Annotated in this window: 24 protein-coding genes; 7 read left to right on the top strand and 17 right to left on the bottom strand. The window is 47.1% G+C overall.

Annotated features, from left to right (window positions below):
* Positions 1-303: 303 nt before the first annotated feature.
* The 3 genes from KV201_RS17395 to KV201_RS17385 all read right to left on the bottom strand — a co-directional run bounded on the left by KV201_RS17395 (position 304) and on the right by KV201_RS17385 (position 3,318).
* On the bottom strand, positions 304-1,794 hold the full coding sequence (locus KV201_RS17395) for a curlin (RefSeq protein ID WP_126491215.1): 1,491 nt from the start codon (positions 1,792-1,794) through the stop codon (positions 304-306).
* A 14-nt stretch (positions 1,795-1,808) separates the two neighbouring features.
* Positions 1,809-2,228: a curlin gene (locus KV201_RS17390; RefSeq protein ID WP_106649536.1), complete on the bottom strand. Its 420-nt coding sequence runs from the start codon at positions 2,226-2,228 to the stop codon at positions 1,809-1,811.
* A gap of 562 nt (positions 2,229-2,790) precedes the next feature.
* A complete protein-coding gene (locus KV201_RS17385; protein ID WP_226060045.1) occupies positions 2,791-3,318 on the bottom strand; it encodes a DUF4124 domain-containing protein in 528 nt (175 codons plus the stop codon).
* Between the two features lie 231 nt (positions 3,319-3,549).
* Here KV201_RS17385 and KV201_RS17380 point away from each other — a divergent pair, with 231 nt between their 5' ends.
* Positions 3,550-3,753, top strand: a complete 204-nt coding sequence (locus KV201_RS17380) for a hypothetical protein (RefSeq protein ID WP_226060044.1) — start codon at positions 3,550-3,552, stop codon at positions 3,751-3,753.
* 256 nt (positions 3,754-4,009) lie between these two features.
* Here KV201_RS17380 and panC read toward each other — a convergent pair whose 3' ends face one another.
* The 7 genes from panC to sfsA form a co-directional block, all read right to left on the bottom strand.
* Positions 4,010-4,855 carry a pantoate--beta-alanine ligase gene (gene panC / locus KV201_RS17375; protein WP_226060043.1) on the bottom strand — a complete coding sequence of 282 codons (846 nt, stop codon included), beginning with the start codon at positions 4,853-4,855 and terminating at the stop codon, positions 4,010-4,012.
* A 27-nt stretch (positions 4,856-4,882) separates the two neighbouring features.
* Positions 4,883-5,677: a 3-methyl-2-oxobutanoate hydroxymethyltransferase gene (gene panB / locus KV201_RS17370; protein WP_006082971.1), complete on the bottom strand. Its 795-nt coding sequence runs from the start codon at positions 5,675-5,677 to the stop codon at positions 4,883-4,885.
* Between the two features lie 56 nt (positions 5,678-5,733).
* On the bottom strand, positions 5,734-6,222 hold the full coding sequence (folK, locus tag KV201_RS17365; RefSeq protein ID WP_226060042.1) for a 2-amino-4-hydroxy-6-hydroxymethyldihydropteridine diphosphokinase: 489 nt from the start codon (positions 6,220-6,222) through the stop codon (positions 5,734-5,736).
* Positions 6,222-7,763, bottom strand: coding sequence for a polynucleotide adenylyltransferase PcnB (locus KV201_RS17360; RefSeq protein ID WP_226060041.1), 1,542 nt, complete (start codon positions 7,761-7,763; stop codon positions 6,222-6,224). Before KV201_RS17360 ends, folK begins: the two co-directional genes overlap by 1 nt.
* Before the next feature lie 19 nt (positions 7,764-7,782).
* The gene (gene gluQRS / locus KV201_RS17355) at positions 7,783-8,697 is read right to left on the bottom strand and encodes a tRNA glutamyl-Q(34) synthetase GluQRS (protein ID WP_226060040.1); all 915 of its coding nucleotides are present in this window, start codon (positions 8,695-8,697) and stop codon (positions 7,783-7,785) included.
* Positions 8,698-8,860: 163 nt separating this feature from the next.
* Positions 8,861-9,304: an RNA polymerase-binding protein DksA gene (gene dksA, locus KV201_RS17350; protein ID WP_006082967.1), complete on the bottom strand. Its 444-nt coding sequence runs from the start codon at positions 9,302-9,304 to the stop codon at positions 8,861-8,863.
* A 163-nt stretch (positions 9,305-9,467) separates the two neighbouring features.
* On the bottom strand, positions 9,468-10,172 hold the full coding sequence (sfsA, locus tag KV201_RS17345) for a DNA/RNA nuclease SfsA (RefSeq protein WP_071940076.1): 705 nt from the start codon (positions 10,170-10,172) through the stop codon (positions 9,468-9,470).
* A gap of 177 nt (positions 10,173-10,349) precedes the next feature.
* Between sfsA and pepB the strand changes: the two genes are divergently transcribed.
* Together pepB and KV201_RS17335 are read left to right on the top strand one after the other, a co-directional pair.
* Positions 10,350-11,642: an aminopeptidase PepB gene (gene pepB / locus KV201_RS17340; protein ID WP_226060039.1), complete on the top strand. Its 1,293-nt coding sequence runs from the start codon at positions 10,350-10,352 to the stop codon at positions 11,640-11,642.
* Between the two features lie 188 nt (positions 11,643-11,830).
* The gene (locus KV201_RS17335; protein WP_226060038.1) at positions 11,831-12,352 is read left to right on the top strand and encodes a GNAT family N-acetyltransferase; all 522 of its coding nucleotides are present in this window, start codon (positions 11,831-11,833) and stop codon (positions 12,350-12,352) included.
* Between the two features lie 511 nt (positions 12,353-12,863).
* Here the strand turns inward: KV201_RS17335 and KV201_RS17330 are convergent.
* The 3 genes from KV201_RS17330 to KV201_RS17320 all read right to left on the bottom strand — a co-directional run bounded on the left by KV201_RS17330 (position 12,864) and on the right by KV201_RS17320 (position 15,114).
* Positions 12,864-13,751 carry a phosphoribulokinase gene (locus KV201_RS17330; RefSeq protein ID WP_006082963.1) on the bottom strand — a complete coding sequence of 296 codons (888 nt, stop codon included), beginning with the start codon at positions 13,749-13,751 and terminating at the stop codon, positions 12,864-12,866.
* Between the two features lie 90 nt (positions 13,752-13,841).
* Positions 13,842-14,087: a YheU family protein gene (locus KV201_RS17325; RefSeq protein ID WP_012196716.1), complete on the bottom strand. Its 246-nt coding sequence runs from the start codon at positions 14,085-14,087 to the stop codon at positions 13,842-13,844.
* On the bottom strand, positions 14,071-15,114 hold the full coding sequence (locus KV201_RS17320; RefSeq protein ID WP_226060037.1) for a hydrolase: 1,044 nt from the start codon (positions 15,112-15,114) through the stop codon (positions 14,071-14,073). The genes KV201_RS17325 and KV201_RS17320 overlap by 17 nt, the downstream gene beginning before the upstream one ends.
* A gap of 188 nt (positions 15,115-15,302) precedes the next feature.
* On the opposite strand from KV201_RS17320, the gene KV201_RS17315 reads away from it, so the two are divergent.
* Both KV201_RS17315 and KV201_RS17310 read left to right on the top strand, forming a co-directional pair.
* Positions 15,303-15,809: a TAT leader-containing periplasmic protein gene (locus KV201_RS17315; protein WP_226060036.1), complete on the top strand. Its 507-nt coding sequence runs from the start codon at positions 15,303-15,305 to the stop codon at positions 15,807-15,809.
* Positions 15,810-15,878: 69 nt separating this feature from the next.
* On the top strand, positions 15,879-17,474 hold the full coding sequence (locus KV201_RS17310; RefSeq protein WP_107946603.1) for a GMC family oxidoreductase: 1,596 nt from the start codon (positions 15,879-15,881) through the stop codon (positions 17,472-17,474).
* Positions 17,475-17,601: 127 nt separating this feature from the next.
* Here KV201_RS17310 and KV201_RS17305 read toward each other — a convergent pair whose 3' ends face one another.
* Both KV201_RS17305 and KV201_RS17300 read right to left on the bottom strand, forming a co-directional pair.
* Positions 17,602-18,267, bottom strand: coding sequence for a cupin domain-containing protein (locus KV201_RS17305; protein ID WP_226060035.1), 666 nt, complete (start codon positions 18,265-18,267; stop codon positions 17,602-17,604).
* A 137-nt stretch (positions 18,268-18,404) separates the two neighbouring features.
* Positions 18,405-19,187 carry an SDR family NAD(P)-dependent oxidoreductase gene (locus KV201_RS17300; RefSeq protein ID WP_226060034.1) on the bottom strand — a complete coding sequence of 261 codons (783 nt, stop codon included), beginning with the start codon at positions 19,185-19,187 and terminating at the stop codon, positions 18,405-18,407.
* Between the two features lie 102 nt (positions 19,188-19,289).
* On the opposite strand from KV201_RS17300, the gene KV201_RS17295 reads away from it, so the two are divergent.
* Both KV201_RS17295 and KV201_RS17290 read left to right on the top strand, forming a co-directional pair.
* Positions 19,290-19,625, top strand: a complete 336-nt coding sequence (locus KV201_RS17295) for a helix-turn-helix domain-containing protein (RefSeq protein WP_006082956.1) — start codon at positions 19,290-19,292, stop codon at positions 19,623-19,625.
* Positions 19,626-19,738: 113 nt separating this feature from the next.
* Positions 19,739-20,149, top strand: coding sequence for a GFA family protein (locus tag KV201_RS17290; protein ID WP_012586879.1), 411 nt, complete (start codon positions 19,739-19,741; stop codon positions 20,147-20,149).
* Between the two features lie 84 nt (positions 20,150-20,233).
* Here KV201_RS17290 and KV201_RS17285 read toward each other — a convergent pair whose 3' ends face one another.
* The gene (locus KV201_RS17285) at positions 20,234-20,695 is read right to left on the bottom strand and encodes a TIGR02444 family protein (protein WP_226060033.1); all 462 of its coding nucleotides are present in this window, start codon (positions 20,693-20,695) and stop codon (positions 20,234-20,236) included.
* Between the two features lie 54 nt (positions 20,696-20,749).
* A complete protein-coding gene (locus KV201_RS17280; RefSeq protein WP_226060032.1) occupies positions 20,750-22,663 on the bottom strand; it encodes an ABC transporter ATP-binding protein in 1,914 nt (637 codons plus the stop codon).
* Positions 22,664-22,800: the final 137 nt, after the last annotated feature.

Raw genomic sequence — 22,800 nt, 5'->3', positions numbered from 1 at the left:
TGCATCGGTTAGCATAAGTCTTGGCATGGCTTGAGGTTATGGTTACTTTTGGCGAAGCAAATTATAACGTCTTGCCATGCTGTCTAAAAATCACTCTCGAAAGATCAACAGCCCCTAGTCAGTGAAAGGTTTTTGTAATGAGTCTTTTGTCGTGACTGTTGATTTTAATGACGATTAGCTCATTTGGTGATTCATCAATATAAATAAAGCGGGAATGTTTAAATAAACATTCCCGCTTTTTGTTTGATTGCCGTTTAAATGTCACAGCCAAAGAATTTAACTGTGATGACTTAACTGCACTCGTTAGTATTGCACTACAGTAGCAACGTTCATATTGCCTGATTGATTAACGCTGATGCTGTTGTTATTGCCCGCTTGAGAACCTAATACTAAGTTGTCATTACCCGTTTGAGTGATCAACAGGCTGTTATTATCACCGCTAACTGTGAATGAGCTACTTGCGTCACCGCCTACCCAGTTACCGTTACCTGATTGAGCAATTTGTGCAGTGTTCTCATCACCTTCGATAATTAAATCGATAAGGTTAAGATCGCCATCTTGCAGTGCAGTGACATCGGCATTATTGTTACCAGCAACAGAAATCAGTGTTTCGTTATCTGTACCATCTTGCTCAACATCAACTTCATTATCGCTACCCACAGCATCGACATAGGCAAAGTTAATATTGCCTTCTTGGCTCACTTCAATACTGTTGTCTTCACCTGATGCGAAGGCAAGGATTTCGTTGTTATCGCCTTTAGAAGATAAATCGAAGTCGTTATCTGTGCCGTATGCACCGAAGGTCGCGAAGTTAGCATCGCCTTTTTGTTTCAAGTCAACATCATTGCTATCGCCCCATACTTGGAACTCTGCACCGTTGACATCGCCTTTTTGGGTTATCGTAATATCGTTATCATTACCTCTGATATCGGCTACTAAAGTATCACCGATAGTGTTGCCGCTGCCATTTTGGGTAATATCTACAGTGTTGTCATCACCCGTAGTCATAGCAAGATAAGCCGTGTTGCCGTTACCTTTTTGATCCATTGAAATATCGTTGTCGCTGCCTGCAAGTGCGTAAACGAAGCCAACATGGTTATTACCCTTTTGGACCATGTCTACTGTGTTGTTGTCGCCTGCAATACCCTTAGCCGCGCCAAAGTTATTGTTACCTGTTTGATTAACAGAAACGTCGTTGTTATTCCCCACGTTAGCGGTTAAGTCGAGGGCGATTAAGCCTGCTTGGTTGTTGTCACCGATTTGGGTGATTTTCCCATCGTTGTTGCTGCCTTCAACGCGGAATACTGCAAAGTTAGCATCGCCTTCTTGCTCAACAAACACGGTGTTTTCAGTGCCAGTGATTTCAACTTGGCTTTCGTTGACTTCGCCTAATTGGTTAACGACTACTGTATTATCGTCGCCAGTAACATCATTACTGCTTTGGTTATAGAAACCGTCTTGCGAAACATTTACAAAGTTGTTGTCACCGACAACATTTGCACTTGCCACATGCCAATCAGCTTGTTGCGTTATTTGGACTTTGTTTTCATCGCCCGTTGAATTAATAGCCGCTTCATGCCACACACCGTCTTGGATAACGGTTGCGGTTTGCTCAGTACCGGTTTGCACAACCGCAGCAGCGTTAAGGGCACCCGTTTGTGAGACTAACGTGTCTTGGGCTTGGCCTGACTGTACTACGCTAATTTCGCTCACGGTACTGGCAGCAAAAACTTGACCGCTTAAACCTGTTGCAATGGCCAAAGCAATAAGTGATTTTTTAGCTTGTGATTTCATGTGACGCTCCCTGTTTAATATTGAGTTATTGAGATTGCAGCACCGTCTGCAATCTGTTGAATCGAAAAGTTGCCGCTTCCTAGTTGGTTCAGTTGCACTAGATTGTCGTTGCCAATTTGTGTCACTGAAGCCGTATTTTGACTGCCGACCTGCAGTAGTTGCACTTCATTGTTTGAACCAATTTGTGTGATTAGCGCATCGTTATCATTGCCTACTTGTGTCACATCGGCCTTGTTATCGTTGCCTGATTGGAACAGTAATCCTTGGTTGGCATTGCCTTGTTGCACCAGCTCGATAAGATTATCGCGACCGGAACGTTCCAGTAATGCCTGAAGGGTTACAGGTAACTCATTGACATTCAGCTCTTGTGCTGAGGTCATACAACTACAGAGCAAGAGCAGCGGTACCAAAAAGCGTATCGAGGTATTTGGCACGGGTGACTCCTTGCATCAAATATTTTGGGTTGCCTAAAACAACAGGCACTCCAAATTCAGCCCTGAAGATACGAGTCCCGTTGATATGTCGCAATTGGCCAAAAGGGTATTTATTACGCAAAGGATTCACAGTAGATAAATGATGGATGTATCGTTATCCAATTGATTCAGTAGATTTTATCTGTTTTTTAGAGAGTGTTTTTTTAGGCTGAGTAGTCTAGTTGGTCTAGTAGTTAAGTCGTATTCGTTGCTAAGTTATCTCATGGCTTTTAAACAATACTGCAACAATCTCAAGTCATACATCGATTATCACGTGATATTTATCGGGGAAAAAATTATAGGAAATATGGTGGGAATAGTGTTGTGGGATTGACTCAATTCAAGAGCTATTTAGCGGTATTAAAGCATGTTTAAAGGCGAACTATATGGTGTTTATCTTCGGTTGACTTTAAATCACAATGAAGATTTTAGTGAGCGGTTTAATGAGTTGAAAAATTCGACCATAGTGATCGAATTCCTTGGTGAATGAGTGGCAAGTTGAGCACTAACCTTTTATATGAGATCAGTGTTTTTCTGGTTGTTTCGATTCTTCAGGGGATGCCTCAGTACTGATTTGGCTTTTACGATCCTTCAGTTGCTGCATCGCACTGTTATTGCTCACCGTTAACTCATTGAAACGAGTATTGATATCGTCCATTTCGTTAATGTACTCAGGATCGCTTTTTTCTTTATTTTGCCAATAACGCTTACGTTCTAGTTTTTGTAATTCACTGGCGCGCAGGATTTCAAAATAGCTGTTCTCCTGTTTAAGTCGATAGATCTCGCCATCGAGTAATTGCAGTAATTTTTCTTTAGAAATGGTTTGGCGATTCAGTAGCGCTTGCAGGGGATCGACTGGAATGTCCCTTTTATCTGAGTCGACTTCTGTGGTGATCCCCAACTGATATTCGATTTTATGTTGGCTAAATTCCTGCGGGCAAGCGGTTTGGCTAAAGACAATTTTGTCATCTTTACGGCATTTATAAATGGTATTTGCCTGTACTACACTAGGCAAAATAACACAAATTAGGGTGAGTATCAGTCTTGCCATTAGGCCACAAATCCTTTGTACACTAGCATAGCGATTATGATTTAATCATTTGATTACAATTGATAAAAAGTCAGCTTATACCAATCACATTAAATATCTAATCAGTTCAGAGCCTCACAGGCATCTCAATCCAAGGCGCATTGACGCAGAAATGGTTATTCCATTTTAAGTCAATGCAACACAGGAGTGGGGTGCCTGTGTGGCTCCCGAAGGGCGGCTGATGTTCACTACATGGCAACGCGCTTTATACTACGTTTAAGGCTTTCGACAGAGCACCACTATGCCTTCAAGCCTTCGCCTTGTCTAAAGCGCGTTGAACTCCCGCTGAATGAACAGATATTTAATACGATTGGTATTAACGCTCGCGCTATTAAGTCTGTTCAACCAGTGATTTATGTCTCGTCCAGGTGGGACGCTGGGTTCTTGAGCCATTAAACCTAAGGCATTAAAGTATTAGCCATATATCAGTAAAGGGGCAAATTTACTGCGTTTATTGTTGCGGTCAACTTTTTACTTAGCGTTAACATCTGCACCATACTATGGCGTAAGTTTAGGGATAAAACCAGTTTTTTGACGATTCAATTTTTTGGCGCTAGGGTTGATTCTAAACAAGAAAATTGAGGGTGCTAGGGAGATTGAAAACATAAAAAAAGGAGCGAGCGCTCCTTTTATTGATTGATAACGCTAAGTGTTAGCGATCGAATCTTAAGTTATCGATAAGTCGCGCTTTGCCTATATAGGCCGCAGCTAAAATCACTAAAGCGTGGTCTTGGTTCTGGGCTTGTTCAAGCGTGTGAGCGTGGCGAATTTCGAGGTAATCCGGCGCAAAACCTGCTGCGATTAAACTGGCTTTTGCTTGCTCAGTCACTTGCTCAAAGCTCTCACCTTGCTTGATCCCTGCTGCCATAGCATCTATGGCTTGTTTTAGTGCAGGCGCTGCGGCTTTTTCTGCGGCAGTGAGGTAACCATTGCGTGAACTCATGGCTAAACCTGAGTCCTCACGTATGGTATCCACACCGATAATTTCAATCGGCAATGACAAGTCTTCAACCATAGTTTTGATCACTAATAGCTGTTGATAGTCTTTATTACCGAATAGGGCCACATCGGGCTGCACTATGTTAAACAGTTTACAAACGATAGTCGCAACGCCACGGAAATGCCCCGGACGGCTAGCACCACAAAGCACGTCGGAAATCCCGGGGACTTCAACATAGGTTTGTTGCTCTAGACCCTTGGGATACATCACGGCTGGCGTTGGGGTGAATAATAGCTCAGCGCCAGCGGCCGTGAGGGCTTCGCTGTCGGCAACGAGTGTGCGTGGGTAAGCATCCAGATCTTCGTTCTGACCAAATTGCATTGGATTAACGAAAATAGAGGCCACCACATGGTCACACTTGCTCGCGGCTTCTTTGACTAAAGTAATGTGTCCCTGATGGAGATTACCCATGGTAGGCACAAAGGCGACGGTTTCGCCCTTGGCACGCCATGCACGCACTTGGGTGCGAATATCATCAATATGGGCGCTAGTGATCATTGAGCCTTACCTTGCATAAATCGGTTATTAGTTAAAAGTGTGTTCTTCGCCAGGGAATGTTCCTTGGGCAACTTCGTCGATATAAGCACGCACGGCAGAACGAATTTCACCGGTTTGTTTTAGGTAGTTTTTCGAAAAACGTGGAATATAACCACTTGAAATACCTAACACATCATGCATAACCAAAATTTGGCCATCGGTCGATGCGCCCGCACCGATTCCAATAACTGGAATTGTTAAGGCTTGAGTGATCGCCGCTGCGAGTGGCGCTGGAATGCATTCCACAACCAAGAGTTGAGCACCAGCTGCTTCTAACGCTTTTGCTTCGTCGAGGATGCGCTGGGCATTTTCGGCATCGCGGCCTTGCACTTTAAAACCACCAAATACATGGACTGACTGAGGCGTTAGCCCTAAGTGAGCACACACGGGAATACCGCGTTCGGTTAGCTTAGTGACCGTTTCGAGTAACCAGTGGCCACCTTCGACTTTGACCATGTTCGCGCCAGCCTGCATTAACTCAGTGGCATTAACCATAGCTTGTTCTGGTGTGGCGTAACTCATAAAGGGCATATCTGCGATCAGCAGGGCACGTTCGATACCGCGACGGACACAGCGAGTATGGTAAGCGATATCCGCCGTAGAGACGGGCAGGGTATCGTCATGGCCTTGGAGAACCATTCCTAGAGAATCGCCGACGAGCAGCACATCTACACCTTCGCTATCGAACGCGCTGGCAAAACTGGCATCATAGGCTGTCAGTGCCGTGAATTTTCTACCTTCCTGTTTGTATTTCAACAGGGTTGAGCTAGTAATTTTAGACATATGGATGATCTTCAAACCAAATAGAAGTGGTGTTATAAGCTAACTGGGGACGGACTTCAATGATCAATGCCCAGTTGTTGTAACTCGGCCAACATTTTTGTATCGATAAGACTGCCGATTGCAGTGTTGCACGGCAGAATAAGATTCGGTGCGATTGCGGCTAAAGGCACGAGCACAAAGCTGCGCTTTTTCATTCCGTAGTGGGGCACTTTGAGTCTGGGAATGTCAATGTTCTCATTGCCATACAGGAGTATATCGAGATCTAAGGTTCTGGGCCCCCAACGTTCAAGGCGCACTCGTCCTTGGGTGTTTTCGATATGCTGCAATACATCGAGTAAGGCTAATGGCTCAAGATCAGTATCGAAACTGGCCACCGCATTAACATAATCGGGTTGCACCACATCGCCCATGGGCGTCGAATGGTAATAGGGGGAAACCAGTAGACTATTGCCTAAGGCTAATGCGGACAATGCCGTGACGGCATTGTCCAATTGCGTCTTGGGATCTTCAAGATTTGCGCCTAATGCGACGTAGACGCGAGTCATTATTCAGCCGCTTTCGCTTTTGGCGTGCCACTTGTTTTAGGGGCGCTCGTCGCGGCTGAACCATCGGCATTCGGCGCGCGAGGACGGCGACGACGTTGAGTGGCATTACGGTTGCGATTGGGCGATTTAGTGCCGCTACGCGCAATGGCTAAGCGTTCCGTTTCATCGGCTTCAACAAACTGTTGCCACCAAGCGGCACTCTTAGCGACATTACCCGCCTCGACTTCGCCCCTGAGCAATAGTAAATCGTATGCAGCTCTAAACTTAGGGTGTTCCATTAGTTTAAAAGCACGAGTGCCTTGGCTACGGTCAAAGCGTAACTGCAACTGCCAAATGTCTTTTGCTGGAGTACTAAAACGGCGTGGAATGCTAATGGTTTGGCATTGCTGCTCCATCACATCGCCCATAGCGGCAAAGAAGGCATCGTATAACGTCAGGCCACTTTCAACGGCAATATCTTCGGCGCGTTGACGCAGTGGATACCAGAGAAGCGCAGCATAGAAGAATGAAGGCGTCACCGGCTTATCTTCGTTAACTCTTTGATCTGTGCTCTTCATGATGGCTTGCACCATTTTCATGGTCGTGCCTTTAGGATCATCTTTTAGCAGAGCGGCCACTTGCGGAAACAGCGGCGCGAATAGCTTGTACTCTTGCATCAGTTCGAAGTTGGCTAAGGCTTTGCCTGCAAAGAAGAGTTTCAGCACTTCTTCGTACATGCGTGCTGCGGGAATATCTTTTAACAGTGGCGCTAATTGTTTAATCGGTGCTGCTGTTACTGTTTCGATACCCATGTTGAGTTTAGTAGCGAAACGCACCGCCCTTAACATACGCACCGGATCTTCACGGTAACGGGTTTCTGGATCGCCAATTAATCTTAGGGTGCCCGCTTTAAGATGTGTCATACCGCCGCCGTAGCTGCGGATCGAGTAATCGCTGATATCGTAATAGAGGGCATTGACGGTAAAGTCGCGGCGCTCGGCATCTTCGTCGATTTCGCCATAAACGTTATCACGCAGCAAACGCCCTTCGGCATTAGCTTTAGAGACTTTCTCATTGCTTTCGCCATGATGACCACGAAAGGTCGCCACTTCGATAACATCGCGGCCGAAAACGATATGGGCCAGACGGAAACGACGACCGACGACTCGGCAGTTGCGGAATAGTTTTTTGATTTCTTCCGGCGTCGCATTGGTCACGACGTCGAAATCTTTCGGTTCAATCCCTAAGAGTAAATCGCGTACACCGCCGCCGACTAAATAGGCTTTAAAACCTGATTTATTCAGTCTGTATAATACCTTAAGGGCATTTTCGCTGATTTGTTTGCGCGAGATGGTATGGGCATCTCTCGGCACTAACTCTAAGCTTAACGCACCGGAACTTTGTTCTGGCGTTGTTGGTTCAATCTGAGCTTGAGTCGGAGCGGTCGTTTTAGGCGCGTCTTCAAATAGCTGTTTGCAGAATTGGCTGATACGGCGAAAAATGGGACACCTCGAAATATGATCTGTTATTTGATTAAAAATCTGGCGGCTATCATATACCAAATGCAGCCTAATGAGTATATCAGGGCTCGATCAGTATCTCAGATTGTTGCGGTATAGTGGATAATTGAAACTGATCCACGGCTTGAGCGAGCATTTGCGCCACAGAACCTTGGGTCTCAACAGGTTGTTGGCCTAAAAATGCCAGCGCCGCATTGAGGCTCGACTGTGGATTAAGTGTATCAATCGCTTGCGCATGATTCTGTTTAGAGAGTTTAAATCCCTTGCTCAAACAGGCAAGCGGCAAGTGCAACCATTGCGGTGCAGCCAAGCCAAAGTTTTGATACAAACTCAGTTGGCGACAACTGGCTTCGATTAAGTCACAACCTCGAACCACTTCAGTGATGCCTTGATAGGCATCGTCGAGCACCACGGCCAATTGATAGGCGTACAGGCCATCGCTGCGTTTGATGATGAAATCCTCCGCAGCAAAATGGCTATCGACGCAAATATGCCCCATGAGGTTATCGTCAAATTGCTGCACTTGCGCGGTATTAACTATCCGCACCGCCCCAGACTTAACCACATTTGCAGCTTGGGTTTGTGGCAAGCGGTGACAGCGGCCATCGTAGACACCGCCCATGGCTTGAATTTGCTTGCGACTACATTGGCAGAAATAGGCTTTATCTTGGGCGAGTAGTGAATCAATTTGTGCTTGATAAGCCTCAGTGCGCTGGCTCTGATACAGAGGCACATCATCCCACTCAAATCCATAGGCTTCTAAGGTGCGCAAGATATCATCGGCGGCGCCTTTGACTTCCCGTGGAGGATCGATGTCTTCAATACGAATTAACCATTTACCCTGTTGCGAGCGCGCACGCAGATAACTGCCAAGGGCGGCGATAAGCGAGCCAAAGTGCAAGGCACCCGAAGGCGAAGGCGCAAAACGGCCGACATAGGGGCGATGAGTTGAAGTTGGGGAAGATAAAGTCGCCATAGTACTGAGTTAGCAGCTAGTGTCAGTCAAAGTGGGCGTATTTTAGAGGGATACAAGGATAAAAGCGAATCGGGGTAGATTTGAGTGAGCTTGGCTTCAACTCGAAGAGTCAAGGCATTGTTAGAAACAAATAGGCGGGGAAATCCCCGCCCAGTATGCTTGATTAACCAGCCATTTGTTTCTCTTTGATCTCTGCAAGCGTTTTACAGTCGATACATTGATCGGCTGTTGGACGCGCTTCGAGACGGCGGATGCCGATTTCGATACCGCAAGAATCGCAGAAGCCGAAATCGTCTTCTTCAATTTTTTGCAGTGTTTTTTCGATTTTTTTGATCAGCTTACGTTCTCTATCGCGAGCACGAAGTTCGAGGCTGAACTCTTCTTCTTGTGCTGCACGGTCAACAGGATCGGGAAAGTTTGCGGCTTCGTCCTGCATGTGGCTAAGAGTACGGTCGACCTCTTCACGCAACTGATTGCGCCAAGCTTCAAGAATTGTCTTGAAGTGACCCAGTTGCTTAGCGTTCATATACTCCTCACCCGGTTTTTCCTGGTAAGGATTTACACCTGCGATAGCGAGTACGCCAAGTTTTTTGGTGCCTTCAGGCATAACGCATCTCCTGTAATCATTTGCGTTTGTAGGGCGTCCTTAAGAACGGCCGCTATCTATAGCAGAATCTTCACATCGAGGCAAACTTTTCATTCTGCTTTGATTGAATTTTTTGACTATGTTCGCTAATTCAAATGAAATCAAATTTAACTCAGCCTTAACATCATACTCGGACAACACAGGCTTGGGCTAGGTGAATCTCAGTCGGGGACATTTCACAGCGATAGGCAAGGACTTCTACTCCAGCTAACACTGATTTTTTCAGTAACTTAGCATATTCAGGATCGATATGTGCTGCGGGGGCAACACTAAAGATGTCACTGTGCTGCACCACAAACAGCAATACGGCTCTGTGGCCTTGGCTGACCATGTGCATCAATTCACGTAAATGTTTTTGACCTCGAAGACTCACTGCATCAGGAAAATAACCTTGGCCATCCTCGAGCAAAGTACAACTTTTGACTTCTATATAACAGGCGGGTTTTTGAGCACCCTGTAGCAGGATGTCGATGCGGCTATTTTCATCACCATATTTAACTTCACGGCTTAGGCTGTCATAACCCGTGAGCTCCTTGATGATACCTTTATTGATGGCTTCTTCGGCTAAGGTGTTCGCTTGACCCGAGTGGATACCGATTAGGCCAGCGTCTGGCGTGGTCATCAGTTCCCATGTATGGGCGTACTTACGTTTAGGGTTATCAGAGGTAGAAAACCAGACGGTTTCACCGGGATACAGGCAATTACGCATAGAACCCGTATTGGGGCAATGCAGAGTGATCTCACTGCCGTCGCTTAACTGCACATCGGCCAGAAAACGTTTATAGCGGCGCAGTAAAATGCCCTGTTGTAGTGGCGGAGTAAATTCCATCGGTAGACCTATATCGGCTGTTCTAGGCCGCAAAGCCTAGCAAATTTCGCAAATGTTTACAGATTTTACCTGAGTAACTTCAGCCAATCGCTTTGCGTCATCGCCTGCTAGCAGTAAACTGCCGCCATAAAGTTTGTTCTGATTGTTCTAAAACGAATCGAAAAATAAGGATCCCTAATGAGTGAACTAAAAGTAACTGAATTAATGAAAGTGCAATTAACCAAAGAAGCGCCGGCCGCCCACTGGGGCAAAGCCGATGTGACTTATACTACCGACGGTGCGCAAATTCATTTAGCGGGTGGCGATGAGCTGCGTCAAATTCAAATGGCGGCCCGTAAACTGCGCAGCCAAGGTATTAGCAGTGTGGTGTTAGCTGGGCAGCTTTGGGATCTCAATAGCCAGTGGGTGTTTGCCCAAGGTTTCGCGACGGCAAAACCAGGTTATCAAATCCATTGGTGTGGTGATGAAGCTGTGCAAGCCGAATTGCAACGCCGACTCGATGTGGCAACCTTTGCCCGTCAACTGATCAACGATACGCCTGAAAACCTATCGCCAGTGAAGCTTGCCCAACAAGCGGCGAAATGGTTAGCTGAAATTGGTGGCGACAAGGTGAGTTATCGGATTATCGAAGGTGAAGCGCTGCTCGAAGAACAGTGGATTGGTATCCATGCAGTCGGTCGCGGCAGTGAGCGTCCACCGGCAATGTTAGCGTTAGACTTCAACCCATTAGCTGCTGATGCACCCGTGTCTGTGGCGCTTGTGGGTAAAGGGATTACTTTTGATTCTGGCGGTTACAGCATTAAAGCCTCTGAAGGCATGTTAGGCATGAAATGCGACATGGGCGGTGCGGCGACTGTGACTGCCGCGCTCGGTTTAGCGATCAAATCTGGCCTAAACAAACGGGTTAAACTCTTCTTATGTTGTGCTGAAAACTTGATCAGCGGCCGTGCTTATAAGTTAGGCGATATCCTGACCTACAAAAATGGCGTGACAGTTGAAGTGGTGAACACAGATGCGGAAGGGCGCTTAGTGTTGGCCGATGGTCTGCAAGCCGCTTCTGCGACAGGCGCTCCTTTTATTATCGATGCAGCGACCCTTACAGGCGCCGCTGTGATGGCAGTCGGTTCTAACTACAACGCGATTTTCTCGCCACAGACTGATGTGTTGCAACTGGCCCAGCAAAAAGCCACGAGTGTTGCCGAGCGTGTATGGCCGTTGCCATTGGATCCTTGGCACAAAGAAATGTGTCCATCTGCCTATGCTGACACAGCCAACAGCCGCGCAATGAAAGGCGGCGGTGCAGGTGGTGCTTCTAATGCAGCTGGTTTCCTATGGCGCTTTGTTTCACCAGAAGCTAAATGGTTGCACGTTGATTTAGCGGGCGCCTTTGAAGATTCAGCTTCTGCCATGTGGGGCGCGGGTGCAACGACCCACGGCGTATTGACCATTAGTGAATTGATCAAAGGCTAAGCCTAGATTTAAGTCTAGCGCTAAGACTCAGTTAGATAAGTCTGCGCAGATCCATTAATGTTCTGCTGACTGGATTAAAACCGCCTACGGGCGGTTTTTTATTGGATGAAATGCTAAACCAATAGTTACTTGGCGATTTAGCGGCTTCATGGCATGTTATGGCAGAGCGTTTTTAATCGGGAAACATGATGATAACTATACGAAAAGCGACGAAAGCGGATGCTCAGGCCTGTTGGGATATCCGCAATGCTGCCATCAATAAAGGCTGCGCCGGATTTTATGATGCGGGCGATCTGATTATTTGGACCGAAGGCGAACTGACCGAGCAATTTAGTCGTATCGTCAATGCGCATTTTTATGTGGCAGAACAATCCAATGACGAGCCGCCGCTTAAGAGAGTGGTCGGTATGGTCATGTTGGATGAACCCTACGCACAGTTAGAGGCGCTGTTTGTCTCCCCCGATGTCATGGGGCTTGGGGTCGGTAAAGTGCTACTGCAATTTATTGAAACCATGGCTTTTAATCAAGGTATTGCCCAGTTGAGGTTGGAATCGACTTTGAATGCGGTGGATTTTTATCGCCACTGTGGTTTTGGTGGTGAAGGTTTAGAAGAGGAATCCATCTACTGCTCGCCCAGAGGCATAGCCTTAGAGTGCATGGTGATGTACAAGAATCTCGTGCGTAGAAAACCAGTTCAAAATGCAGACTGACTCAAGCACAGGTATGGAGTTAACTGTTTATTAAGAGGTTGCTGGCGAACCGAAGGGAATAAATGGATGTGGAATTAATTCTTCATAAGAGGTTGCTGACATACTCAAGGAAATCAACAGAGCAAGTATGGATGTGGAATTAACTCTGAAGATTTAGAGTTTAAGAGAAGTTTGCTGACATTCTTAAGGTAATCAATAGATCAAGCACGGATGTGGAATTAACTTTGAAGACTTAACGTTACGTTAAAAGGTTGCTGACATACTCAAGGAAATCAACAGATCAAGCATGGATGTGGAATTAACTGTTCATAAGGGTTGCTGACATACTCGAGGGAATCAACAGATCAAGATGGGGGAATTAACTCCCAAGAGTATGCCAACTATCGTTCTTTCGCCTGAAATCCCGATGTCGACAAGATTAGCGCTAATGGCTTAAATCAAACTTAATCTATTGCAAAAAAAGACTTTATTTCCTTAGCCTTTAGTCAAATCCGCCCCAATCCGCTAGGGTTTAGTTCGCTTCTGGAGTATTGAGTTGCTGGCGTTTTTCCATCAAATCTTTAATCAAAGGCGTGAGGATAAGCTCCATGGCCAGTGACATTTTACCGCCGGGAACCACTAAGGTGTTAACCCGTGACATAAATGATCCTTGGATCATATTCAGATAATAGGGGAAATCGACATTATTGATGCCGCGAAAGCGGATCACCACAAAGCTCTCGTCTAGGCTCGGAATATCTTTGGCGCTAAAGGGGTTAGAGGTATCGACCGTTGGCACTCGCTGAAAGTTAATGTGAGTGCGGGAGAACTGTGGCGTCATGTGCTTAATATAGTCATCCATACTGCGCACAATTGAGCCCATGACTTTTTCACGGCTGTGGCCGCGCTCCGAAGTGTCACGGATAATTTTTTGGATCCACTCTAAGTTGACTATGGGCACCATACCGATCAATAGATCGACATGCTGGGCGACATTGGCGTCACCGGTAACCACGCCGCCATGCAGGCCTTCGTAGTAGAGCATGTCGGTATTTTCTGGCAAGGGTCGCCATTGGGTAAAAGTGCCGGGCATCTGGTTAAAAGGCACGGCCTCATCGAAGGTGTGTAAATAGCTGCGGGTTTCACCTTGGCCTGTGGCGCTGTAATCGCGAAAGCATTGTTCCAAGCGGGCAAAGTTATTGGCCTCTGGACCAAAATAACTGAGGTTACGGTTTTCAGCTTGGGATTTACGGATCATCACTTCCATTTCAGCGCGGGTAAAATGATGAAAGCTGTCGCCTTCGACAAAGGCGGCGTTGATCCCTAGTTGGCGAAAAATATGGCTAAAGGCGGTGGTCGTCGTGGTGGTTCCCGCGCCTGATGAGCCTGTAACTGCAATAATGGGATGTTTTGCTGACATTTTTTCTACCTAGCTAGGAACCAAAAGAGCCGCTTATGGGGAAGCGATAAAAACGCGAGTACTATTTATACGGTACAGAGGTAGGACTGGTCAATCTTGCTGCTGTGCTATTTGATCCGCTGAGCGTATCGCGAAGGACTCATCGTCCTCACTGTACTCTAATTTCAGCTTACCTTGTTTAAGTGCTTGTTGACATTGGACTATCGCCTGCGCCAGTTCCTGCTCATCGAGACTGGCAAAGCTGCCATCCTCCACTTGACCGAAGAGATATTCGCGGATCAGATTGGCCAGCGTTTCCTGCGGGAGTTGTAACAGGGTTTCATAGGGAATGAGCATCGGTGCTTCCTTGGGGAATATTGTCGCCGTTGATGGGGTCTACGCTAAGTGGGTCAACACTTTGATCGCCGAGTAAAAAGTGTAAAATCCGTCGCTCAAGATAGAAGCGCGGTTTCCAAGGTGTACCGCCTTCGATAAAGCCAACATGACCGCCATAGGGATGCAGTTCGTATTCTACATAACCCGATAATTGGTTTGGCTGGGGGATCACTTCATCGGTCATAAAGGGATCGTCCTTGGCATGGATGATAAGCGTCGGTTTAGTAATGCGGCTGACAAAGGGTAAACCACTGGCACGCGTATAGTAATCGTCGACGCCGTCAAAGCCGTGCAATGGCGCTGTGACTTTATCGTCAAAATCATAGAAGGTATTTAAACGGTCGACCTGCAACTGGCTCAGCGGCATAGAGATAGCTAAGTCGGGATCGTTCAGTTTATGGCTGATTTTTTGCTGCAACTGTTTGATTAAATAGCTTTGATATACTTTCGAAAAACCATTTTCTAAACGTTTTGCGCAGGCGGACAATTGCAGCGGCGCCGAGACAATCACTGCGCGAGCTAATAAACTGTCATCCTGATATTCGCCCTGATACTTAGTCAGCACATTGCCGCCTAAACTGTAACCTACGGCTAATAAGGGCGATTGAGGATACGCGCTTTTCAGTGTTGATAGACTAAACTGTAAATCGTCCGTGTCACCACTGTGATAACTGCGCGCGAGGCGATTGGCCTCACCCGAGCAACTTCTGTGATGGTGCACGACTGCTGCGAGTTGCTGTTCTTTACAGGCTTGCAGTATCCGCCGCGCATAATGGGACTGAGCACTTCCTTCTAAGCCGTGGATGATCACCACGATAGGTTTGCCAGACCGCGGAAAATCCTGCCAATCTAAATCGACAAAATCGCCATCGGGCAACTCTAAGCGCTGCCGCTGTAATGCTGGTTTGGCCACTTTAGTGAATACGGGTAAAATCGTTTGTACATGGGGACTCTTGGCCCACCAAGGCGGCATAAAGGAATTTGGCATGGGTTTTTATCTTGGTATCGGCTATTGCTGAAAATTAAAACGTGTGTTTAATTTATATCCAAGCGACTTCAAAATGCTGAAATTCTTATTTTGAGGTCGCTTGGATATAAACTCGTGGGCAGTGTAGCACAATTGTTTTTTATGCTGATATTTAGGCCGACATTTAGATTGATATTTAGGAGATAGAGATGAAGCGACGAACCTTTTTGATGGGCGCGTTTGCCGGTACGGCGGCGTTAGCCTTAGGGGTCAATCTTTATTCTCCTGAGTTTAGTTTGCCCGTGGACAGCGAAGGCAAAGATTATCGTTTGTTGTTTAGCGTGCTTTTACCTGTGATGCTCGACGGTGCCTTGCCCGATGTGGCAACTCACAAGCTCGCGGCGCAAAATCGCACTTTAGATGCCATCAAACAGTCAATTTCTGTGCTACCCGAGGAGCAGCAAACCGAGTTATTTGAACTGCTCGATATGCTCGAAAATCGCCTCGGTTTACTCGTACTGACCTCAAACATGACACCGTTATTGATGCGCTCTCCCGTCGAGTTAACTGAAATGCTAGAAACCTGGCGCCACAGTTATTTTGCGCTGTTACAAACCGCTTATCTCGGGTTGCGGGAGTTAGTGATGGCCAGTTACTACGCTTGCCCTGAACATTGGAGCCGCCTGCATTATGCCAAACCTGAACTGTTCAAATAGCTCGCCCGTTTGTAACCGAATCAAACACCCAATAATAAGCATCTTTCCCGCGACAGTGGAGCACTCAAGTTGGCAGTCATAGATCCCATAGTGAATGGTTTAAACTCAGGTTGGTTACATACCGATGCGAGCCAATTGCAAGAAAACCAACAGTTTGAAGCCGATGTTATTATTGTCGGCACAGGTGCTGGCGGCGGTGTGGCGGCCGAAATCCTCACCCAAGCTGGGCTAAGCGTGATCATGATTGAGGCGGGGCCGCTAAAATCCTCCAGCGATTTTAATATGGAAGAGCGGGTCGCTTATCCCAACTTGTATCAACAAGCCGCGGCGATGAAAACCGCCGACAAGGCGATTGGGATTTTTCAAGGCCGCGCAGTCGGTGGCTCAACCACAGTTAACTGGACTACCTCTATTCGCACGCCGACCGAGGCGTTAGCTTTTTGGGCGCAACATAAGTCGGTTGCTGGGCTTAATCGCGAGAGCTTAGACCCTTGGTTTGAGCAAATGGAGCAGCGGCTCAATATCCATGAATGGAACTATGAGCCTAACCGTAATAATGCCGCCCTGAAGCAAGGTTGTATCAATCTTGGCTGGGAATACACAGTCATTAAACGCAATGTGGCGGGTTGCTGGAATACCGGCTATTGCGGCATGGGTTGTCCGGTCAATGCGAAGCAATCTATGTTAGTGACCACGATTCCCTCGGCACTTGAGAAAGGCGCGCAGCTGATCAGTCGCGCTAAAGTGACTAAGATTGAGCACCATAATGGCCAAGTGTTTGCGTTAAAGGCGCAGGCGTTGGATGTGAATTTACGACCCACTGACGTTGAGCTGTTATTTAAGGCTAAACATTATATTTTGAGTGCGGGCGCTATCCATACGCCGACGATTTTGATGCGCTCGCAGGTGCCCGATCCCCACAAACTTTTGGGTAAACGCACTTTTTTACATCCGACTTTATTATCCGGTGGCGTGTTTGCCGATTCGATCAATGGCCATAGCGGCGCGCCGCAATCTATCTATTCCGATGAATTTGTGTGGAAGAATGACGCCGATGGTGAGCTCGGTTATAAACTCGAAGTGCCACCGGTGCATCCGATTTTAATCGCCTCTAAAACCTTAGGTTATGGCGCGAGTCATGCCGAGTTAATGGCGCAGTTCAATCAGTTGCAAGTGACTATTGCCTTGATCCGCGATGGTTATCATCCCGACAGTCAGGGCGGTGAAGTGCATTTAACGCCTAAGGGATTTACCCTAGATTATCCGCTGACCGATGCCTTTTGGCGGGCCGCGAGACGCGCTTTTGCCAGTATGGCGGAGTTACAATTCTCGGCGGGCGCATTAAAAGTGTTGCCGATCAGCGATGGTATGCCTTACTTATCTTCGTGGAAGGACGCCAAAGAGAGCATTGCGCAAATGTCACTCGCCCCACTGCGCACTATCGTCGCATCGGCCCATGTGATGGGCGGTTGTCCCTTCGGCGAAGATGAAAAGCTTTCTATGGTAAATAGTTATGGTCAGTCGCACTATTTAGAAAATCTGTCTGTAATGGATGGGTCTATCTTCCCCACCAGTCTTGGCGCTAACCCGCAGCTGTCGATTTATGGCATCACAGCACGTAATGCTACCGCACTTGCACAAAAACTCACCGACGGCAAAGGGTGATGTTACCTTCGCCTATAATTCTGAGTTTCAGAAAGCTCAGCTGCAGAAGGCTTAGTTGCAAAAACGTATGTAGCAGCAACTTATACTGTAAAAACGTATGTTGCCTAAGACCATGCTCGCCGTGGATTTAGGGCTGAATCGTGCTAATGGGTAAATGTCCTGTTTTCACTAATATAATGGTTTCCTCTTCGACAAAAGGAAAATGGCCGCTCATGTGCGGACTGCGTATCCAAGTGTGGCGCGGATATTCGCCTTGCTCATCTTGAAACTTGCCGGTTAATACCAATATTTCTTCGCCGCCAAAATGCCGATGGGGTTGAAAGGTTTCACCCTTAGGCCATTTCACTAGCGCAGTATGTTCATGCTCGAATTCATGTAGCGGCATCACTTGTAAGCCGCCTATGCCTTGTAACCACTCTGTCTGCTGAGTGTTAATCTTGACCACATCGAGATCTCGCGGATTGAATTGATTGAGTTTAACTAATATCACGCAGCCTTCGTGACTAAACGGCGCGTGTTGGCTCCCTGGCGGATGGCGAAGATAACTGCCCGCGGGGTAACCGCCGTTTTCATCGGAAAATACCCCTTCGAGCACAAAGATTTCCTCACCTAGCGGATGCGGGTGGGTCGCAAACTGCGAACCCGCGTCATATTTCACTATGCTGCTTGTGTGTCCTGACTCTTTAGCCTCTCGCTCGAGTGGTTTGCGCCAAACGCCTTGAGCAGGACTTGGCAACCAGGGTTGCTGCTGCGTATCAATAACGACGCGTTCGCTAAAGTTCATATTGAGCATAGTGTTAGACCTTATTTAACCTTAACTTAGAATAGTGATTGTTTACTGTGTTCGTTGCGTCTTACTGCGCTAACAGTGCGCTAATTGAGTAAGCGCACCGTTAGCTACGCACTAGCATACTCGCTTTGTCTGCAATATTAGTTGCGTCCAGCCATCACGCCGCCATCAACATCCCAAATCGCGCCGGTAACCCAGCTGGTGTCATCGGACAGAAGAAAACAAATGCTGTTCGCCACATCGCTCGGCGTGCCGACTCGACCAATCGGGTGAAAAGTGTTGAAGCTTTCAATTACTTGGTCTAGCTCTGCCTCTGGGATAAAAGCGTTATAGATGGGCGTATTCACCACGGCGGGTGAAACCGCATTGACGCGAATATGCTTATCCGCTAGTTCCATCGCTAAGTGCTGGGTTAATGCGTGTAATCCGGCTTTAGCCATGGAATACGCTGACGAAGGCGTGGCTTTAACCGCTTGTTTTGCCCACATAGATCCTATGTTCACTATATTACCACCGCCCGCATCGATCATCTTGTGGGTTACGGCTTGGGTGATTTTGAATAGGGCTTTATTTAACGCCATATAGAGATCGTAATCAGCCTCTGAGTGGTCGATAAAGGATTTGGGATTGAAATAACCCGCCGCATTGACGAGGTAGCCGACCTTTTGCTCAAGCTGGGTAATGTGCGCAATCAGCCGATTAACATCCGCAGCTTGGTAAAGGTTGGCTTGAAAACCGTCGACGCGTAACTCGGCTGCTGGATGGGCATGTTTGATCGCAGCAACGGCTGCGGTGAGTTTATCTTGCTGATTACCGACGATGAGTACTGATACGCCTTGTTCGGCCAGTTGTTTCGCCGTTTCGAAACCTATGCCGCTGCTACCACCGACAATAATGGCGAGATTTGAGGTATTAAATTGCATTTTCTACTCCTAAGTATTATCAAGGTGGTAATCTTAAGAACTCAATAACTGTTTGAACAGTAAGTACAAATAGGTAAGGCAGATACTTTTTGGTACATCTTTATGAATAACAATGAAAAAATTATTTCACGCAAATCGCCACCTGAGCGTTCCGCCCGTATGGTCGAGACGATTTATGGCTGTAAATGGTCATTAACGGTTTATCAGCTGTTGGCCAGTGGGGTACAAAGACCGGGGGAAATGGTGCGCTCCGTTGAGGGGCTCTCAACTAAGGTATTGAATCAATGTTTAAAAAAGAACATAGAATTTGGCATCTTAGATAAGGTCATTTATAACGAGCTGCCGCCGCGTGTCGAGTATCAAGTGACTGAGTTTGGCCAAAAATTTCTGCATATTTTGGATGAGCTGGAAAAGTTACAGCAAGAAATCGATGCTTAATTAACTTTCCTTTGTAGCGGTTCAATGTCGGTAAGGTAAATCGCAGCGGTTTATTTTATCGAGATGAAGCGCTACTCAAGGGAGCGTGCGGGTAGTCGGAAATAGGAGTGTGTATGCCTAAAAATACATTACGGGAAGGTGGCTGCTTGTGCGGCGCGATTCGTTATCAGATTGAAGGTGAACCCTTTGATGCGGATTATTGCCACTGCCGTTCGTGCCAAAAGAGTACGGGCTCTGCATTTGGGGCTTGGATGGATTTTAAAACAGGCCAAGTTAGATGGTTGAAAGGTCAGGTAACTGAGTTCGCATCGTCCGAGCTTATCCGCCGTGGATTTTGTGACCAATGCGGTACATCGTTAACCTACCGACATATTCAATATCCCGATTACTCGACCTTGAGCATAGCGAGTCTGGATGACGCCAACCAAGTTCAGCCTAAGTACCATATTTATACTGAGAGTCAGTTGAATTGGTTGGTGATCAAGGATGACTGTCAACGCTATCCACAAGGCCGCAGCTGTTAGCGGCTCAGATGATCATAGTGTTAATTTGATTGAGCTCGATCTAACTTAGCTGTGCTTGATTTAACGTGATTTGTTTGGATTAGATCAGGGCGCGATGAGGCCGATTTCGTTGGCGTCCATGTCACTGAGTCCAAACAAGCTTAAGTAGCTCACCAGATTCGTTGCTTGGCCGCTTGGGCTGAGTTCATTGAGTTTATTTAAGATAGTTCGCTGCGCTTTACGTTCCATCATCAGCTCAACGGCGAGCATTTGTTGATACTCTTGCTCATTCAGGCTGGACTTAGCGAGTTTGCGTAATTTGCGGTAGGGCATGAGGAATCTTTCATCCCATTCACCTACGGCATTCATCAGCGTCTGCCATTGGTCTGTGCTGTATTGCTGCGGCCCAGACACATCCATAGTGATATCTAAATATTGTGCCAGTAGCAGTAGATTGACGTTCACCTGACAGCTATTTTGCAATTCGAGGCAGAGCGCTTTGTTTTGCGCATAGCTCATATCACACCATTGCCAGAGTTGACTGTCGAACTGGGTTAAAACCGCCATACTATTTCCTTGTATTGCCGCTGCTACTGACTTTTATGTAAAAGAACGCTGGAGTTATTGTTGCTCCATGATCTCAAGTTCCATTGCATCTATTTCTTCTTGCAACTCGAGCCATTGCATTTCACTGTCTTCTAAGGTTTGCGTCAAGCTCGTTCGCTCAGTTAATACCGAGGTTAGCTTGGCTTTGTTATCTTGATCATACAATTCGCTATCGGCCAGCAAGTGTTCTAGCTCGGCGAGGCGTTCGCTCAGCTTTTGCTGTTCGGTTTCTAACTTAGTTTGTTTGCGCTTGAGCGGCGATACCTTTTGGCGGATTTCGGCCTCGAGGCGTTTTTGCTGCTTTTTATCGGCGGCAGGTTTGAGCTCGTCGCTGGTGCTGTTTTGATTCGAGTTGGCTTTCGCCGCATCGAGCAACCATTGGTGATAATCGTCTAAGTCACCGTCGAAGGCGCGCACTTCACCTTGATCGACCAGATAATAATCACTACAGGTTAAACGCAGTAAATGCCTATCATGCGAGACGACAACCATAGCACCTTCAAAGGTTTGCAGTGCCATCGTTAGAGCGTGGCGCATCTCTAAGTCTAAATGGTTGGTGGGTTCATCGAGCAGCAATAGGTTAGGGCGTTGCCAAACTAATAGCGCCAACACTAAACGGGCTTTCTCGCCGCCGGAAAAGGGGCGTACAGGTGAGAGCGCCATATCGCCGTTAAAACCAAAACCGCCTAAGAAGTTGCGCAACTCTTGTTCTCTGGCATTAGGCGCCAGCCGCACTAAATGCTGCATCGGCGTGTCGTCGAGGCGTAAAAATTCGATTTGATGCTGGGCAAAGTAACCGATATTGACGCCAGGGTTAGGCTCATACAAACCCGTCATTGGCGATAATTGACCCGATAACAGCTTGATTAATGTCGATTTACCTGCGCCGTTACGGCCGAGTAAACCAATGCGTGCACCCGGCACTAAGTTTAAATGCACTTTGCTAAGGATTGGCTTATCGCTATAACCGATCGCGACTTGCTCCATCTTAATCAGTGGATTGGGCAGGGCTTCTGGAGCACGAAACTCCATATAAAATGGGCTGTCGGCTTGAGACGGCAACAACTCAGTCATGCGCTCTAGCGCCTTTAAGCGGCTCTGCGCTTGTTTGGCTTTACTCGCCTTATAACGGAAACGGTCAACGAAAGACTGCATATGTGCACGTTCTTTTTGTTGACGCTCGAAGGCAACCTGTTGCTGTGACATGCGTTCGGCACGAATGCGCTCAAAGGCACTGTAATTGCCTTTGTAGAAATTGAGTTTTTGATTTTCAACGTGGACGATTTCATCAACGATTTCATCGATAAAGTCCCTATCATGGCTGATTAAAATCAGCGTGCCTTGATAGGACTTAATCCAACCTTCGAGCCAGTACATGGTATCTAAGTCTAAGTGGTTGGTGGGTTCGTCGAGGAGCAATAAGTCAGAGCGGCACAGTAACGCTTGGGCTAAGTTGAGGCGCATACGCCAGCCGCCCGAAAAGCTTTTCACTGGATTACTTTGATCGGCTTCACTAAAGCCCAGACCCGCTAACAATGAACCCGCGCGCGAATGAATCGCATAACCACCGATAGCGTCGATTTTGCCGTGTAAGAGTGCGATGGCATTGCCGTCGTTATCTTCTTGGGCCTTGTGTAATAGGGCTTCTAATTGACGATATTCGCTATCGCCATCGATCACATATTCCAGTGCCGAGACGTCGAGCGCAGGGGTTTCTTGGGCCACAGTGGCAATTTGCCAGCCAGAAGGCAGACTAAATTCACCTTTATCTAGGCTTAAGTGACCTAAAATTAATGCGAGCAGTGAAGATTTGCCTGTGCCGTTGGCACCGACTAAACCGACCTTATGGCCGGGATAAATCGTGAGAGAGGTCTCATCTAGCAGGGTTTTGCTGCCACGGATTAATTGCGCTTGGTTGATGCTGATCATTGACTACAACTTGGTTAGAACGTGAATTCGTCAGGGCACAGATAATAGCGTACAACCCAGTTTCAAACCACAGCCTGACCCGATAACTCGGACAATTATTCGACTTTTCAGGACGATCTTCAGCGAATCGCATTACA

Source organism: Shewanella sp. SR1 (genome assembly GCF_020447145.1).
In the GTDB taxonomy this organism is placed as follows: Bacteria; Pseudomonadota; Gammaproteobacteria; order Enterobacterales; family Shewanellaceae; genus Shewanella; species Shewanella baltica.
This window is presented reverse-complemented; position numbering and strand designations above follow the sequence as displayed.